The organism is Bradyrhizobium nitroreducens (assembly GCF_002776695.1).
In the GTDB taxonomy this organism is placed as follows: Bacteria; Pseudomonadota; Alphaproteobacteria; order Rhizobiales; family Xanthobacteraceae; genus Bradyrhizobium; species Bradyrhizobium nitroreducens.
The window spans coordinates 2,638,839-2,653,777 of the sequence record NZ_LFJC01000003.1 but is presented as its reverse complement, the minus strand read 5'-3'; the positions used below and the strand labels follow the sequence as shown (position 1 = coordinate 2,653,777).

The 14,939-nt window shown below is 65.8% G+C and carries 17 protein-coding genes; 7 read left to right on the top strand and 10 right to left on the bottom strand.

The window, feature by feature from the left end; genetic code table 11:
- Nucleotides 1-22: 22 nt before the first annotated feature.
- From TSA1_RS13030 to TSA1_RS12995, 8 genes are all read right to left on the bottom strand, one after another.
- A complete protein-coding gene (locus TSA1_RS13030; RefSeq protein WP_100176720.1) occupies nucleotides 23-1,627 on the bottom strand; it encodes an NTP transferase domain-containing protein in 1,605 nt (534 codons plus the stop codon).
- Nucleotides 1,624-2,325: an XdhC family protein gene (locus TSA1_RS13025; RefSeq protein WP_100176719.1), complete on the bottom strand. Its 702-nt coding sequence runs from the start codon at nucleotides 2,323-2,325 to the stop codon at nucleotides 1,624-1,626. The genes TSA1_RS13030 and TSA1_RS13025 overlap by 4 nt, the downstream gene beginning before the upstream one ends.
- Before the next feature lie 2 nt (nucleotides 2,326-2,327).
- A complete protein-coding gene (locus TSA1_RS13020) occupies nucleotides 2,328-2,651 on the bottom strand; it encodes an XdhC family protein (RefSeq protein ID WP_015685128.1) in 324 nt (107 codons plus the stop codon).
- A gap of 10 nt (nucleotides 2,652-2,661) precedes the next feature.
- Entirely contained in the window at nucleotides 2,662-3,864 is a 1,203-nt protein-coding gene (locus tag TSA1_RS13015) for a vWA domain-containing protein (protein WP_100176718.1), read from the bottom strand.
- 147 nt (nucleotides 3,865-4,011) lie between these two features.
- Nucleotides 4,012-4,935 carry an AAA family ATPase gene (locus TSA1_RS13010; RefSeq protein WP_100176717.1) on the bottom strand — a complete coding sequence of 308 codons (924 nt, stop codon included), beginning with the start codon at nucleotides 4,933-4,935 and terminating at the stop codon, nucleotides 4,012-4,014.
- Between the two features lie 60 nt (nucleotides 4,936-4,995).
- Nucleotides 4,996-5,802, bottom strand: a complete 807-nt coding sequence (locus TSA1_RS13005) for an FAD binding domain-containing protein (protein ID WP_100176716.1) — start codon at nucleotides 5,800-5,802, stop codon at nucleotides 4,996-4,998.
- Between the two features lie 27 nt (nucleotides 5,803-5,829).
- Entirely contained in the window at nucleotides 5,830-6,315 is a 486-nt protein-coding gene (locus TSA1_RS13000) for a (2Fe-2S)-binding protein (RefSeq protein WP_097658276.1), read from the bottom strand.
- Nucleotides 6,316-6,449: 134 nt separating this feature from the next.
- A complete protein-coding gene (locus TSA1_RS12995; protein ID WP_100176715.1) occupies nucleotides 6,450-6,896 on the bottom strand; it encodes an SRPBCC family protein in 447 nt (148 codons plus the stop codon).
- A 172-nt stretch (nucleotides 6,897-7,068) separates the two neighbouring features.
- Here TSA1_RS12995 and TSA1_RS12990 point away from each other — a divergent pair, with 172 nt between their 5' ends.
- The 3 genes from TSA1_RS12990 (at nucleotide 7,069) to TSA1_RS12980 (ending at nucleotide 9,755) form a co-directional block, all read left to right on the top strand.
- Nucleotides 7,069-8,424, top strand: coding sequence for a 3-carboxy-cis,cis-muconate cycloisomerase (locus TSA1_RS12990; protein WP_100176714.1), 1,356 nt, complete (start codon nucleotides 7,069-7,071; stop codon nucleotides 8,422-8,424).
- 28 nt (nucleotides 8,425-8,452) lie between these two features.
- The gene (gene pcaD / locus TSA1_RS12985; RefSeq protein WP_100176713.1) at nucleotides 8,453-9,235 is read left to right on the top strand and encodes a 3-oxoadipate enol-lactonase; all 783 of its coding nucleotides are present in this window, start codon (nucleotides 8,453-8,455) and stop codon (nucleotides 9,233-9,235) included.
- Between the two features lie 127 nt (nucleotides 9,236-9,362).
- The gene (locus TSA1_RS12980; protein WP_100176712.1) at nucleotides 9,363-9,755 is read left to right on the top strand and encodes a carboxymuconolactone decarboxylase family protein; all 393 of its coding nucleotides are present in this window, start codon (nucleotides 9,363-9,365) and stop codon (nucleotides 9,753-9,755) included.
- On the opposite strand, the gene TSA1_RS12975 is transcribed toward TSA1_RS12980, so the two are convergent.
- Both TSA1_RS12975 and TSA1_RS39650 read right to left on the bottom strand, forming a co-directional pair.
- Nucleotides 9,717-10,271, bottom strand: coding sequence for a hypothetical protein (locus TSA1_RS12975; RefSeq protein ID WP_100176711.1), 555 nt, complete (start codon nucleotides 10,269-10,271; stop codon nucleotides 9,717-9,719). The genes TSA1_RS12980 and TSA1_RS12975 overlap by 39 nt on opposite strands.
- A 279-nt stretch (nucleotides 10,272-10,550) precedes the next feature.
- Nucleotides 10,551-10,727, bottom strand: coding sequence for a hypothetical protein (locus TSA1_RS39650; RefSeq protein ID WP_174718886.1), 177 nt, complete (start codon nucleotides 10,725-10,727; stop codon nucleotides 10,551-10,553).
- Between the two features lie 282 nt (nucleotides 10,728-11,009).
- On the opposite strand from TSA1_RS39650, the gene TSA1_RS12965 reads away from it, so the two are divergent.
- The 4 genes from TSA1_RS12965 to TSA1_RS12950 are packed head-to-tail and all read left to right on the top strand — an operon-like array spanning nucleotide 11,010 to nucleotide 14,825.
- Nucleotides 11,010-11,927 carry an ABC transporter permease subunit gene (locus TSA1_RS12965; RefSeq protein WP_100176710.1) on the top strand — a complete coding sequence of 306 codons (918 nt, stop codon included), beginning with the start codon at nucleotides 11,010-11,012 and terminating at the stop codon, nucleotides 11,925-11,927.
- 11 nt (nucleotides 11,928-11,938) lie between these two features.
- Nucleotides 11,939-13,258: a high-affinity branched-chain amino acid ABC transporter permease LivM gene (gene livM / locus TSA1_RS12960; protein ID WP_100176709.1), complete on the top strand. Its 1,320-nt coding sequence runs from the start codon at nucleotides 11,939-11,941 to the stop codon at nucleotides 13,256-13,258.
- Nucleotides 13,255-14,088 carry an ABC transporter ATP-binding protein gene (locus TSA1_RS12955; RefSeq protein ID WP_100176708.1) on the top strand — a complete coding sequence of 278 codons (834 nt, stop codon included), beginning with the start codon at nucleotides 13,255-13,257 and terminating at the stop codon, nucleotides 14,086-14,088. The genes livM and TSA1_RS12955 overlap by 4 nt, the downstream gene beginning before the upstream one ends.
- Nucleotides 14,085-14,825 (top strand): ABC transporter ATP-binding protein, encoded by a 741-nt coding sequence (locus TSA1_RS12950; RefSeq protein ID WP_100176707.1) that lies wholly within the window; start codon nucleotides 14,085-14,087, stop codon nucleotides 14,823-14,825. Before TSA1_RS12955 ends, TSA1_RS12950 begins: the two co-directional genes overlap by 4 nt.
- Nucleotides 14,826-14,939 lie beyond the last annotated feature (114 nt).

Here is a 14,939-nt window from a genome sequence, read left to right as displayed (position 1 = left end):
CAACCGCAAGGCTAACCCACAGTCACCCCCGTCGCGCCGCTTCCAATGCCTGCGGCGTGTCGATGTCGAGGAAGGCGCTCTCGCCGTCAACCGGCACTTCGGCCACCGCCTCGGTGTGCTTGGCGATCAGATGACGCGCGCCGACGTCGCCGTCGAGCGTCATCAACTCCCTGAAGAAGCGGCGCGACCACAGCACGGGGTTGCCGCGGCGCCCCTCGCTGACCGGCACGACGATGAGATTGCCGCGATCTGGCGCGAAGCCGTCGATGAGGCGGTCGATCAGGCCGGCATCGATCAGCGGCATGTCGCCGAGACAGACCAAGGCGCCATCGCAAGCCTCCGGCACGGCGGCGATGCCTGATTTGACCGAGCTCGCAATGCCGCCGGCGAAATCGGGATTCTTGACGAACCGGACCTTCAACCCCTGAAGCGCCTGCTCGACCAGCTCGGTCTGGTGGCCGGTGACGACGATCACCTCGGACGCCTTTGAAGCGAGCGCCTGCTCGGTCGCGATCCGCACCAGCTTCTTGCCGTCGAGCTCGGCGAGCAGCTTGTTCGGCCCGCCCATACGAGTGGAGCGTCCCGCCGCGAGCACGATGGCCGCGACGCGGCTGTTGCCTTCGACCGCGGGCGTCGCACGGGGCTGCGGGCGCGTCACGATCTCCATCAGCAGGCCGCCGACGCCCATGCCCATCAGCTCGGCGCGCGTCACCTTGATGCCGGCGAGCAGCCGCATCAAGACCCAGTCGAAGCCGTTCTCGACCGGCGAGCGCGCGCAGCCCGGTGCGCCCAGCACCGGCACGCCGCCGACCCGTGCGATCAGCAGGAGATTGCCGGGATCGACCGGCATGCCGAAATGCTCGATCTCGCCGCCGATTCCGGTGACGGCCGCAGGGATCACGTCGCGGCGGTCGGCGATCGCGGACGCCCCGAACACGATGACGAGTTCGGCGCCAAGCGCGAGCAATTCCTTGATCGCGGCCGACAGCGCGGCTTCGTCATGCTGGACCCGCCGCTCGGCGATGATGCCGGCGCCGGCCGGCGCAAGCCGCTCGGCGGTGACGCGCAGCGTCTTGTCGATCACCTTGGACGACAGGCCCGGCAGCAGCGTCGAGACCACGCCGACGCGCTTGATCACGTAAGGCGCGATTCTGAGCCCGTCCTTGCCCGCAGCCTTCACCGCGGCATCGCGCAAACTTCCCTCGACGCCGAACGGGATGATCTTGACGGTGCCGACCATCTCGCCCTCGACCACCGGCTTGTAGGCGGAGAGCGTCGCAAAGGTGATGGCCTCGTCGATGTTGTTGATGCGGTCGACCGCGGCGCGGTCGATCACCAGCACGCCCGGCTGTGCGGCGAACAGATTGGCGCGGCCGGTGAAGGCGCGCTCGACATGGATCCCTTCGCCGCCGACGGCCAGCGCGATGCTGGCGGCCGCAACGTCCTCGGAGACGTCGCCCGCCTCCATGCGCACAACGACGATGTCCTTGATGCCGGCGCGCGTGAGCTGCTCGACCTCAGTGGGGCCGATCGTCGTGCCCTTCTTCAGCACCAGCGGTCCCTGGCGCAGGGTGTGGACGGTCACCCCGCCGATCGCATCGTTGGGACTCGCCGGGCCGAATTTCATGCGGCTTCTTCTTTTTCTTTGGGAGGCAGACGGAGCACCGCCGTGATCTCCGCCATGATGGACACCGCGATCTCCGACGGGGAGACGGCGCCGATCGCCAGCCCGATCGGCGCGTGAATGCGCGCGATGTCGCTTTCCTTCGCGCCCTGCGCCCGCAGCCGGTCGCCGCGCTTGGCATGCGTCTTCCGCGAGCCGAGCGCGCCGATATAGAAGCAGCCGCGCTCGAAGGCATGCAGCAAGGCGGGATCGTCGATCTTGGGATCGTGCGTCACCGCGACGAAGGCGGTGTAGGCATCGACATTGAGCGGCGGCAACGCGGTGTCGGGCCACTCGGCCACCAGCGGAATGTCCGGAAAACGCTCGGGGCTTGCGAACGCCGTGCGGGGATCGACGACGGTGACGTCATAGCCGAGCGAGCGCGCCAGCGGCGCCAGGGCCTGGCTGATATGGACCGCGCCGATGATGACGAGCTTTGCGGTCGGCGCGTAGACGTTGAGGAACAGCTTCCTGCCGCCAACTTCGACATTGGCGCTCTTGCCCATGCGAAGCTGCTTTTCCAGCTCGGCCCGCAGGGGATCTCCGGCAAAATCCTTCGCCTTCACGAGGCGCTGCTCGCCGCTCTCGGTGTCGGTGACCAGGATCGCCGGCCGGCGCGCGGCCCGCTCGGCATTGAGTTCGTGCAGGATCTCGAGCTTCACGGCTAGCCGACCTTCTCGACGAAGACGCGGATGGTGCCGCCACAGGATAGCCCGACGTTCCAGGCGGTCTCGTCGGCGACGCCGAACTCCAGCATCCTGGGCTTGCCACTCTGGATCACGTCCATGGCCTCGGTGACCACGGCACCCTCGACGCAGCCGCCGGAGACGGAGCCCAAGAACGTGCCGTCGTCGTTGATGACAAGGCTCGAGCCCGCCGGGCGCGGCGCCGAACCCCAGGTCTCCACAACGGTCGCCAGCGCGACGCCATGACCGGCCTTCTGCCAGTCCTCCGCCGCCTTCAGGATATCCTCGTCGCGATCGAGCATCGGTGGCCTCTCAAGCTGCGGAGCGGATCAGGCTGCGGTGATGCGGCGGCAGCGGCCGGGAGAGCGTGGTGATCAGCTCCTGGATCGAACTCAAATTATGCACGGGGCGGAATTCGTCAACGTGCGGGAGCATCATTTTGATGCCCTGCGCCTTGGCCTCGAAGCCGCCGAACCGGAGCAGCGGGTTGAGCCAGATCAGCCGGCGGCAGGACCGGTGCAGCCGGTCCATCTCGAAGGAGAGCTTGGAATCGGCCTCCCGCTCCAGCCCGTCGGAGATCAGGAGCACGATGGCGCCCTGGCTCAGCACCCGCCGCGCCCACAATTTGTTGAAGTTGTGCAGCGAGGCCGAGATGCGCGTGCCGCCGGCCCAGTCCTCGACCGAGGCCGAGCAGCTCGCCAGCGCCTCGTCCGGATCGCGCTGGCGCAGCGCGCGGGTCACGTTGGTGAGGCGGGTGCCGAACAGGAATACCGAGACGCGCTTACGCGCGTCGCCGATGGCGTGGAGGAAATGCAGGAACAGGCGGGTATATTCGCTCATCGAGCCCGAGATATCGAGCAGCGCCACGATCGGCGCCGGCTTCTCGATCCGCCCGAGGCGATGGATGTCGATGATGTCGCCGCCGGTGCGCAAGGACGCGCGCAACGTGCGGCGCAAATCGAGGCGCAGCCCGCGCGGATCGGTCAGGTAGCGGCGCGTCAGGAGCTCGGCCTGCGGCAAGTGCATCCGCTCGATGGCACGCAGCGCCTCGGTGATCTCGGCGGCGCTCATCTGCGCAAAATCCTTCTTCTGAAGGATCTCCTTGTCGGAGACCGACAGGCGCAGATCCTGCTCCTGGTGCTGCGGCGTCTCCGTCATCCGCGGCTGCGACATCGCCTCCTGCACGCGGCGCGAGCCGGCTTTCGGCTTCTTCTTGGCCTCGTCCGGCAGCGGCACCGAATCCAGCATGTGCTTCCATTCTTCCGAGGCCCGGAAGAACAGGTTGAAGGCCTGGCTGAAGATCAGCGCATGCTCGTGGCGCTTGACGAAGATCGCCTCCAGCGTGGTGAAGACGTCGGCACGGTTGCCGATGTCGATCACCTGCAGCGCGCTCATGGCATCGATGACAGCGCCCGGCCCGACCGGCATGCCCGCCGCGCGCAGCGCGCGGGCGAAGCCGACGATGTTGTCGGCGAACTGCTCGGTCTGCTCGGGGGCAAGGTGGTTGATGGCCATGTTTCAGCACTCTCAGCCGTCATTCCGGGGCGCGACGAAGTCGCGAGCCCGGAATCCATTCATCCACTAACTCTGCGGCCCGATGGATTCCGGGCTCGACGCTTACGCGTCGCCCCGGAATGACGAGTTAGTTATGACGCGCGAACGTCAATTCTCGCTCGTCGCTTCCTTCAGCACCTTCTGCAGCGTGTCGCCCTGCATGCGGGTGATGTCGTCCTGGTACTTGAGCAGCGCGCCCAGCGTGTCGCCGACCACTTGCGGGGTCAGCGAGCGGGCATCCAACTCGGACAGGGCGGTGGCCCAGTCGATGGTCTCCGCAACGCCCGGGGACTTGTAGAAGTCCTGGTTACGCAGCGCCTGCACGAAGCGCACGACCTGCTGCGACAGCTTGGCCGAGATGCCGGGCACGCGCGTCTTGACGATCGCGAGCTCGCGCTCGGCGGCGGGATAATCCACCCAATGATAGAGGCAGCGCCGCTTCAGCGCGTCGTGAATCTCGCGGGTGCGATTGGACGTGATGATGACGATCGGCGGGGCCGGTGCCTTCACGGTGCCGAATTCGGGGATGGTCACCTGGAAGTCGCTGAGGATTTCGAGCAGGTACGCCTCGAACGCTTCGTCCGCACGGTCGAGCTCGTCGATCAGCAGCACCGGCGGTCCCGCGACGTCGGGCTCCAGCGCCTGGAGCAACGGACGCTTGATCATGTAGCGGTCGGCGAAGATGTCGCTCGAGAGCTGATCGCGATCGGTATCGCCGGCGGCTTCCGCCATCCGGATCGCGATCATCTGCGCAGCGCTATTCCACTCGTAGACCGCGGAGGAGACGTCGAGGCCCTCGTAGCACTGCAGGCGGATCAGCTTCCGCCCCAGCGCCGCCGACAGCACCTTTGCAATCTCGGTCTTGCCGACGCCGGCCTCGCCTTCCAGGAACAGTGGCCGGCCCATGCGCAGCGAGAGGTACGTCACCGTCGCCAGCGATCGCTCGGCGAGATAGCCGCGCGACGTCAGGAGTTCGAGCATCGCATCCACCGATGCCGGCAAAGCACCGGAAGAATTGGTCGCTGAAGTCATGAAAAAGCCAGTCTCGCTACGCCCTCACCGGGACAAGTTTTGCCGTGGCGTGAGATGAACTCACCCCTTGGCATTGGCGGCATCGAGGGCACGCCGCGTCAGCACCCCGATGAGGTGCGCGCGGTATTCGGCGCTGCCATGGATGTCGCTGTTGAGCCCTTCCGCCGGCACCTCGATGCCTTCGATCGCCTTCGACGCGAAGCGCTTCTTCAGCGCTTCCTCGAACGCCTCGACGCGGAACACGCCCTCGGAGCCGGCGCCGGTCACGGCAACCCGAACGTCCGACGGACGCCGCGCCACGAACACGCCGACCAGCGCATAGCGCGAGGCCTGGTTGCGGAACTTGATGTAGGCCGCCTTCTTGGGCAGCGGGAACATCACCTTGGTGATGATCTCGTCGGCTTCCAGCGCGGTCGAGAACAGGCCCTGGAAATACTCCTCGGCCTTGAGACGGCGCTTGTTGGTGACGATGGTCGCGCCCAGCGCGAGCACGGCGGCCGGATAGTCCGCGGTCGGATCGTTGTTGGCGAGCGAGCCGCCGATCGTGCCCTTGTGGCGCACGGCGGGATCGCCGATCTGGCTCGCGAGATTCGCGAGCGCCGGGATCGCTTCGCCGACGATCGCGGAGCCCGCGACCTCGGCGTGCCTGGCGGTGGCGCCGATCACGAGCGAACGGCCTTTCATCTCGATCGTGTTGAGCCCCTCGATATGGGAGAGGTCGACCAGATGCGGGGGGCTGGCGAGGCGCTGCTTCATGACGGGAATCAGCGTGTGACCGCCGGCGATCACCTTGGCGTCTTCGTTCTTCACCAGGAGGTTGGCGGCCTGCCGCACGGTCCCGGGGCGATGATATTTGAATTCGTACATCTGAATGTCCTGGTCGCGGGAGGCGCGTTACGCGAGATCGGATTTCGCCATCGCCTTGGCCCCGGCGGAGATCGAGGTGACGATGTTCTGGTAGCCGGTGCAGCGGCAGAGATTGCCTTCCAGTTCTTCCCGGATCGTATGGTCGTCCAGCTCGTGGCCCTTGCGATGCACGATGTCGATCGCGGTCATGATCATGCCCGGCGTGCAGAAGCCGCACTGCAGGCCATGATGCTCGCGGAAGGCCTCCTGCATCGGATGCAGCGGCGCCCCGTCGGCGGCCAGTCCCTCGATCGTCTTGACCTCGTGGCCATCGGCCATCACGGCAAGCGTGGTGCAGGACTTCACGGCCTTGCCGTCGAGATGCACGACACAGGCGCCGCACTGCGAGGTGTCGCAGCCGACATGGGTGCCGGTCAGGTGCAGATTCTCGCGCAGGAACTGCACCAGGAGGGTGCGGGGATCGACGTTGGCGGTAACAGGATTGCCGTTCACGATGAGGGAGATTTTTGCCATAAGCACTCTCTATCAGCGCCCCGACGGGTCCCGTCGAAGCGGTTCTTATAATTATTCCAACCCATCATATGGGCCATTATGCCCCGGGGCAACATCGCCCGGGGTGCAAGGCGCCATGCCGAAGGCGATGACCTTCAGCTCTGTACCGCCTTGGCGAAGTTCGCGAAAAACTCGTCGGCCAGCTTCTTGGCGGCGCCGTTGATGAGGCGCTGGCCGAGCTGCGCCAACTTGCCGCCGATCTGCGCCTCGACCTCGTAGGAGAGCAGCGTGCCGCCGTCCTTCTCCGCGAGCTTGACCACCGCGCCACCCTTGGCGAAGCCGGCGACCCCGCCCTCGCCCTCACCCGAGATTCTGTAGCCGTTCGGCGGGTCGAGATCGCTGAGCGTGACCTTGCCCTTGAAGCGTGCCGACACCGGGCCGACCTTCATTTTCGCCGTTGCGCGGAAGCCGCCGTCGTCGGTCTTCTCGAGCTCTTCGCAGCCGGGGATGCAGGCCTTCAGCACCTCGGGATCGTTGAGCTTGGCCCACACGGCCTCGCGCGGCGCCGCAAGCTGGACTTCGCCGTTCATCGTCATGGCCATGAGGGTACCTCCCGGATCGCGCAACTATAGTGCTGATCAAGTAACGCAGGGACGCGGCAAAGGAAAGGGCGGCGCCCGGTCACGAGCAATGCATATTCGCAACTGCAAAAAGACGTGTGCGGGCGGTGGGGGATTGGCACGGCCGGGCCATGATGATTAGGTCGCGCGCACCATGAGCACTTCCCTCTCCCCCCTGCTCGCACCGATGCTGTCGAGCGCCGCCATGCGCGCGGTCTGCGACGACCGGTCGACGCTCCTGTACATGCTTGATTTCGAGGCAGCCCTGGCACGCGCCGAGGCCGCCACGGATGTGATTCCCGTATCGGCGGTGGGCCCGATCGAGGCCGCGTGCAGGGCCGATGGCTTTGACGTGGCCGCGTTGGCGGAGGCCGCGACGCGATCGGGCAATCTCGCCATTCCCCTGGTCAAGATGCTGACCGCCAATGTCGGCAAGGCTGACAAGGAGGCCGCGCGCTACGTGCATTGGGGCGCGACCAGCCAGGATGTGATCGACACCGCGACCATGCTCACGCTTCGCGCCGGCATCGATGCGCTGGACGCCGACCTCAGCCGCGCCATCAAGGGCTTTGCGGCGCTGGCGCGCAGCCATCGCAACACTGCGATGGTGGCACGGACCTGGCTCCAGCACGCGCTGCCGATGCCGTTCGGTCTCAAGGCCGCCGAATATGCCTCGAGCCTCGCCCGCACCCGCTGCCGCCTGCGGCGGCTGCGCCGCGAGGGCCTCGCGCTGCAATTCGGCGGCGCCGCCGGCACGCTCGCCGCCCTCGGCGACAGGGGGCTCGCGGTGGCCGAACGGCTTGCGCAGGAGCTGAACCTGCCGCTGCCGGAGGCGCCCTGGCACACCCATCGCGACCGCATCGCGGAGGCCGCGTCCGGCCTGGCCATTCTGGCCGGAAGCTGCGGCAAGATCGCGCGCGACGTCTCGCTGCTGATGCAGACCGACGTCGCCGAAGCATTCGAGCCCGCCGGCGAAGGCCGCGGCGGCTCCTCGACCATGCCGCATAAGCGCAACCCGGTCGCCGCGGCCAGCGCGCTGGGCGCCGCGACAATGGCTCCACAGCTTGCGGCGACGATCTTCGCGGCCCAGGTGCAGGACCACGAGCGCAGCGCCGGCCCCTGGCACGCGGAATGGCCGACGCTGCCGCAACTGATGCTGGTCGCCTCGGGCGCGCTGGCCGCGATTGTCGACATTGCGGAGGGCCTGGACGTCGACGCCGCGCGCATGCGCAGCAATCTCGATGCGACGCATGGCCTGATCATGGCGGAAGCCGTCACCTTTGCGCTGGCGGAGAGGATCGGCAAGAGCGATGCGCATCATCTCGTCGAGGCCGCCAGCAAGCGCGCGGTTGCCGAGAAGAGGCACCTGCGCGAAGTGCTGTCGGCTGATTCGCAGGTCACCGTGCATCTCTCGCCGGAAAAACTTGCGGCATTGTTCGAGCCGATGGCCTATCAAGGGGCTTCCCAAGCCCTGATCGACCGGCTGCTTGACAGCCTCGACCGCGAATAAGAACTGAACAATACGACGGAGACGCCGCATGCCCATGATCGATGCCGACGGATGCCTGCTCAACGTCTCCGTCGAGGGCCGCGACGGCGGGCCGACCCTGATGCTCTCCAACTCGCTCGGCTGCACGCTTCAGATGTGGGAGCCGCAGATGAAGGCGCTGACGCAGGTGTTCCGCGTCATCCGCTACGACCGCCGTGGCCACGGCAAGTCCCAGGTGCCGCAAGGCCCCTACACGATGGAGCGCTTCGGCCGCGACGTGCTCGCGATCCTCGACGATCTCAACATCGAGAAGGTGCACTGGTGCGGCCTGTCGATGGGTGGCATGGTCGGGCAATGGCTGGGCGCCAATGCCCCTGAAAGATTCGGCAAGCTCATCCTCGCCAACACCTCCTGCTACTATGCCGAACCGACGAAATGGCTGGAGCGCATCGACGCCGTGAAGAAAGGCGGCATCGCCGCGGTCGCCGACGCCGTGATCGCAGGCTGGCTGACGCAGGATTTTCGCGAGCGCGAGCCTGACATCACCGCGAGGATGAAGTCGATGCTGCTTGCCTCGCCCGTCGAGGGTTATCTCGCCTGCTGCGAGGCGCTATCGACGCTCGACCAGCGCTCGCTGCTGCCGAAGATCAAGAGTCCGACACTGGTGATCGCCGGCCGCCACGACATGGCGACGCCGATCTCCGCGGGAGAGCTGATCCGCTCGAACATTCCCGGCGCCAGCATGACCATCATCGACGCCGCGCACATTTCCAACGTCGAGCAGCCGCATGCATTCACCGACGCAGTGGTGGGCTTCCTGACGCAGCGCTAACCACCATCACCGTCATTCCGGGACGATGCGGAGCATCGAACCCGGAATCTCGATCCGCATTCATCACCTCGAGATTCCGGGCTCGCCTCTCCGAGGCGCCCCGGAATGCCCGATCCGGAGAAACACAATGGACGACCAGAAGCGCCGCGATGCCGGCATGAACGTTCGCCGCAGGGTGCTGGGCAATGCCTGGGTCGACAAGTCGATCGCGAACCGCAACGCGTTCAACACCGATTTCCAGGACATGATCACGCGCTATGCGTGGGGCGAGATCTGGACGCGACCGCATTTCGACGAGCGCACGCGGCGGGTGCTGGTGATCGGCACCATGGTCGCGCTCGGGCAATGGGACGAATTCCGCCTGCATGTGCGCGCGGCGCTCGCCGAGGGCGGCTTCACGCCCGAGGACATCAAGGAAATCCTGCTCCAGCAAGCGATCTATTGCGGCGTGCCGGCTGCCAACCACGCCGTGAAGGAAGCCTCAGCGATTGTGCAGGAGCTCGGCCTGCTCAAGAGCTAGCGGCTGAAGACTTGCCGGCTGAAGGTTTGGCGGCGCGCCGGCCTCGACCGTCTTCGGCGGCGCCACCGGCTTTTCGATCACGAGCACAATCGCGGCACCGAGCAGCAGCAAAAGTTCGGTGGCGTGCAGCCGGAGCGCAGCCATCTCGCCGACTTTCGAGGCCATCACCATGCTGGCAAACGAGAGCAGGCTGCCGATCGCCAGCGCAATGCCGAGCGCCTCGTCGCTGCCGCCACTCTTCCGCGTGCGGGGAATGCAGAGCAGCGCGAGATAGATCACGAAGAACGCCACAACGGTCAGCCGTCCCAGCGCCAGCAGCCAGGCGGCGCGCACCGTGTCCATCCCTGCCATCTGGAGATGATCGCTGAGATACAGCGCAACGGCGACGCTCGGCCGCTCGTAGAGCCCGTGCACCGGTGCCACGATGATACTGAAGGCGACGAGGGTCCATACGGGAATGAAATAGGCTGCCAGCAGCGCGCCGTTGACCGAGCCGATCCGCCAATTCCTGAACATGCCGCTTCCCGCTTGATCTGGCCGTAGGCCTTCGACGGAAGGCAGCGGCTTCGCCGGAGCTAACTCGCATCAGACTGTGGCGGCAATTTAAACCCTTTGTTTACCTTAACCGGGCCCCTGGGACGTCGTCATTCCGGGATGGTGGTCAGTACCCGGAATCTCGAGATCCCCGGGGGGCTCTTCGAGCCGTTCCGGAATGACGGAGTGAGACCCAAAAGAAAGAAGGCCCCGCCTTCCGGCGGGGCCCTCGTCACCCTCAATTACTCCTGGGCTCCCAAACTAATTGTCCTGATCGCGCTGGCCGCCCTGATGCTGGCCGGGCCTGTCGCCCTGGCGCATCGGGTCGTTCTGCTGCTGCTGTCCGGGTTTCTGACCGCCGCCCTGCTGCTGCCCGGGGCGCTGCTGGCCGGGGGTCTGACTCTGCTGGCCCGGATTCTGGTTCTGCTGCTTCGTCATTCGGGGAACTCCCTTGTTGGACGTCAGAGACGAGATAACCGCCGCGATCCATATTGGTTGCCCCGGGAACCCAGTTCCTCGCAGGTGCGGAACCCGAAAACGCAAATGACCTCTGTACAAGACCTTCTGCCGAGAGGTTGACCTGTTGCAGCCGCCAGTTCCCTCCTGTTACAAAACCGGAAGAATGCTTAGGGGCTGCCGGGGCCCAAAGAAACGGCCCAATAAACCCACTCTCCTAAGAGCTCTTCCTTTGAGCCCGCGTCAGGTTTGGTACGGCAGCCCATGGATTATTTCGCCCAGCAGCTCATCAACGGCCTCGTGCTCGGCTCCATCTACGGCCTGATCGCGATCGGCTATACGATGGTCTACGGCATCGTCGGCATGATCAACTTCGCCCATGGCGACGTCTTCATGATCGGCGGCTTCATCGCCCTGATCACCTTCCTGATCCTGATCTCGCTCGGCCTCACCGCGATCCCGCTGATCCTGCTCGTGGTGCTGCTGGTGTCGATGGCGATCACCGCGCTCTATGGCTGGACCATCGAGCGCATCGCCTACAGGCCGCTGCGTCACTCCTTCCGCCTCGCCCCGATGCTGTCGGCGATCGGCATGTCCTTCGTGCTGACCAATTACTCGCAGGTGGCGCAAGGCGCACGCGTCAAGCCGATCCCGCCCGTCATTACCGGCGGCTATACCCTGCACGAGAGCGCGGACGGCTTCGTCATCCAGCTCTCCAACATCCAGATCATCGTGGTCATCACCACCATCGTGCTGCTGGCGATCTTCACCTGGCTGGTATCGCGCACAAGGCTTGGCCGCGACATGCGCGCCTGCGAGCAGGACCAGACCATGGCGGCGCTGCTCGGCGTCGACGTCGACCGCACCATCTCGATGACCTTCGTGATCGGTGCGGCGCTGGCCGCGGTGGCGGGCCTGATGTACCTGCTCTATTACGGCCTGGTCGATTTCTTCATGGGCTTCGTCGCCGGCATCAAGGCGTTCACCGCTGCCGTGCTCGGCGGCATCGGCTCGCTGCCGGGTGCCATGCTCGGCGGCCTCGCGATCGGCCTGATCGAGACGTTCTGGTCGGCCTATTTCTCGGTCGAGTACAAGGACGTCGCGGCGTTCTCGATCCTGATCGTGGTACTGATCTTCATGCCGACCGGCCTGCTCGGCCGTCCCGAAGTCGAAAAAGTCTGACGGTCGCACGCGTGAAAGCTCCCTCGACCCACCCGGCTAAACCTGCAACGAGCATCCCCGCTCTCCTGAAGACAGCCTTCGTCAACGCGCTGATCGCGCTGGTGCTGTTTTCGCTGATGATCGGCATCCGCACCGAGGCGGGCTCCTCGGGCCAGCTCACCTATTGGACCCGCTTCGGTGACCTCGCATCCATCGTCGCCGCCGTGTTCGGCGGCTCGATCGTGATCGAGCTGCTCAGGCAATGGATCGGCCCGACCGGCGCCGAGAACCTGGTGCCGCCCGCGGTGAAGAGCGGCGTGTCGTTCATCGGCCGCTACCTTGCGCCCGCGCTCCTGATCTTCACGCTGCTGGTGCCGGTGATCTTCTATAACCAGCGCTATATTCTCGATCTCGCGATCCTCGTGCTCACCTATGTCATGCTGGGCTGGGGCCTGAACGTCGTGGTCGGGCTCGCCGGCCTGCTCGACCTCGGCTACGTCGCCTTCTACGCGGTCGGCGCCTACTCCTATGGATTGCTCGCCACCAATTTCGGCTGGTCGTTCTGGATCTGCCTGCCGCTGGCCGGAATCCTCGCCGCGTTCTGGGGCGTCCTGCTCGGCTTCCCGGTGCTGCGCCTGCGCGGCGACTACCTCGCCATCGTGACGCTCGCCTTTGGCGAGATCATTCGTCTCGTCATCATCAACTGGCAGGATCTGACTGGCGGCCCCAACGGCGTCTCCGGCATTCCCCGCCCCTCCTTCTTCGGCATCCCGCTCGACAACAGCGATGACGGCCTCGCCGCCAAGCTCGGCATCGAATATTCGCCAACCCACCGCATTATCTTCCTGTTCTATCTGATCCTGGCGCTCGCGCTGCTCACCAATTGGGCGACGATCCGCCTGCGCCGCCTGCCGATCGGGCGGGCCTGGGAAGCCTTGCGCGAGGACGAGGTCGCCTGCCGCGCGCTCGGCATCAACACCACGACCACCAAGCTCACGGCGTTCGCGACGGGTGCGATGTTCGGCGGCTTTGCCGGTGCGTTCTTCGCCACCCGTCAAGGCTTCATCAGCCCTGAATCCTTTACCTTCCAGGAATCGGCGCTGGTGCTGGCGATCGTCGTCCTCGGCGGCATGGGCTCGCAACTCGGCGTCGCGCTGTCCGCGCTCGCCATGATCGGCGGCTTCGAGCTGTTCCGGAGCCTGGAGACCTATCGCATGCTGGTGTTCGGCATGGCCATGGTGCTGATCATGATCTGGCGGCCGCGCGGCCTGATTGGCCATCGCGCACCGACCGTCTATCTGACCAAGGCACAGGCGATCTCCTCCGACCTCGTCAAGGAAGGGCACGGATGAGCGGCGACAAGATTCTCACCGTCGACCGGCTCACCATGCGTTTCGGCGGCATCGTCGCCGTGCAGGACCTGTCATTCTCGGCGGCGCGCAAGAAGATCACCGCGCTGATCGGGCCGAACGGCGCCGGCAAGACCACGGTGTTCAACTGCATCACCGGCTTCTACAAACCGAGCGGCGGCGCCATTCGCCTCACCCATGACGACGGCAGAACGGTCGCGCTGGAGCGCCTGAACGATTTCCGCATTGCCAAGCAGGCCAAGGTCGCCCGCACCTTCCAGAACATCCGCCTGTTTCCCGGCATGACCGCGCTGGAAAACCTGATGGTGGCGCAGCACAACGCCCTGATGCGCGCCTCCGGCTTCACCTTCCTCGGCCTCATCGGTGCGCCCGGCTATCGCGACGCCGAGAAGCGCGCGATCGATCTCGCCACCGACTGGCTCAAGCGGGTCAATTTGCTCGACCGCGCCGACGATGCTGCCGGCAATTTCGCCTATGGCGACCAGCGCCGGCTCGAGATCGCGCGCGCGATGTGCACCGAGCCCGCGCTGCTGTGCCTGGACGAGCCCGCCGCCGGCCTCAATGCGCGCGAGAGCGCGGCCTTGAGCGAGCTCCTGCTCTCGATCCGCGACGAGCTCGGCACCTCGATCCTCCTGATCGAGCACGACATGTCGGTGGTGATGGAGATCTCCGACCACATCGTGGTGATGGACCATGGCGTCAAGATCGCCGAAGGCACTCCGCGCGAGGTCCGCGACGATCCCAAGGTGATCGCCGCCTATCTCGGCACCGACGAGGACGAGGCCGCAGCCGTGATGGAGAGCGGGTCGTGACGTCGCCCACTCCCCTGCTCGCGATCCGCAGCCTTCGCGCTGCCTACGGCAAGATCGAGGCGCTGAAGGGCGTCGACGTCGAGATCAATGCCGGCGAGATCGTGGCGCTGATCGGCGCCAACGGCGCCGGCAAGTCCACGTTGATGATGACGATCTTCGGCAAGCCGCGCGCCCGCGCCGGCCAGATCCTGTACGAAGGCCGCGACATCACCGATGTTCCCACTCACGAGATCGCGCATCTGCGCATCGCGCAATCGCCGGAGGGCCGGCGCATCTTCCCCCGCATGAGCGTGGCGGAAAACCTCCAGATGGGAGCGGATGCCACCGAATGCACGGATGCGGAACGCGAGGCGACGCTCCAACGCGTCTTCACGCTGTTTCCGCGGCTGAAGGAACGCTATGCCCAGCGCGGCGGAACCTTGTCCGGCGGCGAGCAGCAGATGCTGGCGATCGGCCGTGCCTTGATGAGCCGTCCCCGCCTGCTCCTGCTCGACGAGCCCTCGCTCGGTCTCGCCCCGCTGATCGCGCGCCAGATCTTCGATGCAATCCGGACCCTGAACCGGCAGGACGGCCTCACCGTGCTGATCGTCGAGCAGAACGCCAACCACGCCCTCAAGCTCGCCCATCGCGGCTATGTCATGGTCAATGGCCTGATCACCCTGGCCGGCACCGGCGCCGAATTGTTGCAGCGCCCGGAGATTCGGGCCGCCTATCTGGAAGGCGGCCGGCACGGCTGACGGAGCCGCAGGGCGCCCGCGTGCGGCCGAATGTGGCGAGATATCTGCGCCAATGCCCGTATTTTGCCGGTGACTTCTCCTCGAATTCATTCAAGAATGGCGCCCGGTTTGGAC

Coding starts and splice junctions, on each gene's coding strand:
- TSA1_RS13030 (WP_100176720.1), bottom strand. CDS start 1,627: ATGAAATTCGGCCCGGCGAGTCCCAACGATGCGATCGGCGGGGTGACC.
- TSA1_RS13020 (WP_015685128.1), bottom strand. CDS start 2,651: ATGCTCGATCGCGACGAGGATATCCTGAAGGCGGCGGAGGACTGGCAG.
- TSA1_RS13015 (WP_100176718.1), bottom strand. CDS start 3,864: ATGGCCATCAACCACCTTGCCCCCGAGCAGACCGAGCAGTTCGCCGAC.
- TSA1_RS13010 (WP_100176717.1), bottom strand. CDS start 4,935: ATGACTTCAGCGACCAATTCTTCCGGTGCTTTGCCGGCATCGGTGGAT.
- TSA1_RS13005 (WP_100176716.1), bottom strand. CDS start 5,802: ATGTACGAATTCAAATATCATCGCCCCGGGACCGTGCGGCAGGCCGCC.
- TSA1_RS13000 (WP_097658276.1), bottom strand. CDS start 6,315: ATGGCAAAAATCTCCCTCATCGTGAACGGCAATCCTGTTACCGCCAAC.
- TSA1_RS12995 (WP_100176715.1), bottom strand. CDS start 6,896: ATGGCCATGACGATGAACGGCGAAGTCCAGCTTGCGGCGCCGCGCGAG.
- TSA1_RS12990 (WP_100176714.1), top strand. CDS start 7,069: ATGAGCACTTCCCTCTCCCCCCTGCTCGCACCGATGCTGTCGAGCGCC.
- pcaD (WP_100176713.1), top strand. CDS start 8,453: ATGCCCATGATCGATGCCGACGGATGCCTGCTCAACGTCTCCGTCGAG.
- TSA1_RS12980 (WP_100176712.1), top strand. CDS start 9,363: ATGGACGACCAGAAGCGCCGCGATGCCGGCATGAACGTTCGCCGCAGG.
- TSA1_RS12975 (WP_100176711.1), bottom strand. CDS start 10,271: ATGTTCAGGAATTGGCGGATCGGCTCGGTCAACGGCGCGCTGCTGGCA.
- TSA1_RS39650 (WP_174718886.1), bottom strand. CDS start 10,727: ATGACGAAGCAGCAGAACCAGAATCCGGGCCAGCAGAGTCAGACCCCC.
- TSA1_RS12965 (WP_100176710.1), top strand. CDS start 11,010: ATGGATTATTTCGCCCAGCAGCTCATCAACGGCCTCGTGCTCGGCTCC.
- TSA1_RS12955 (WP_100176708.1), top strand. CDS start 13,255: ATGAGCGGCGACAAGATTCTCACCGTCGACCGGCTCACCATGCGTTTC.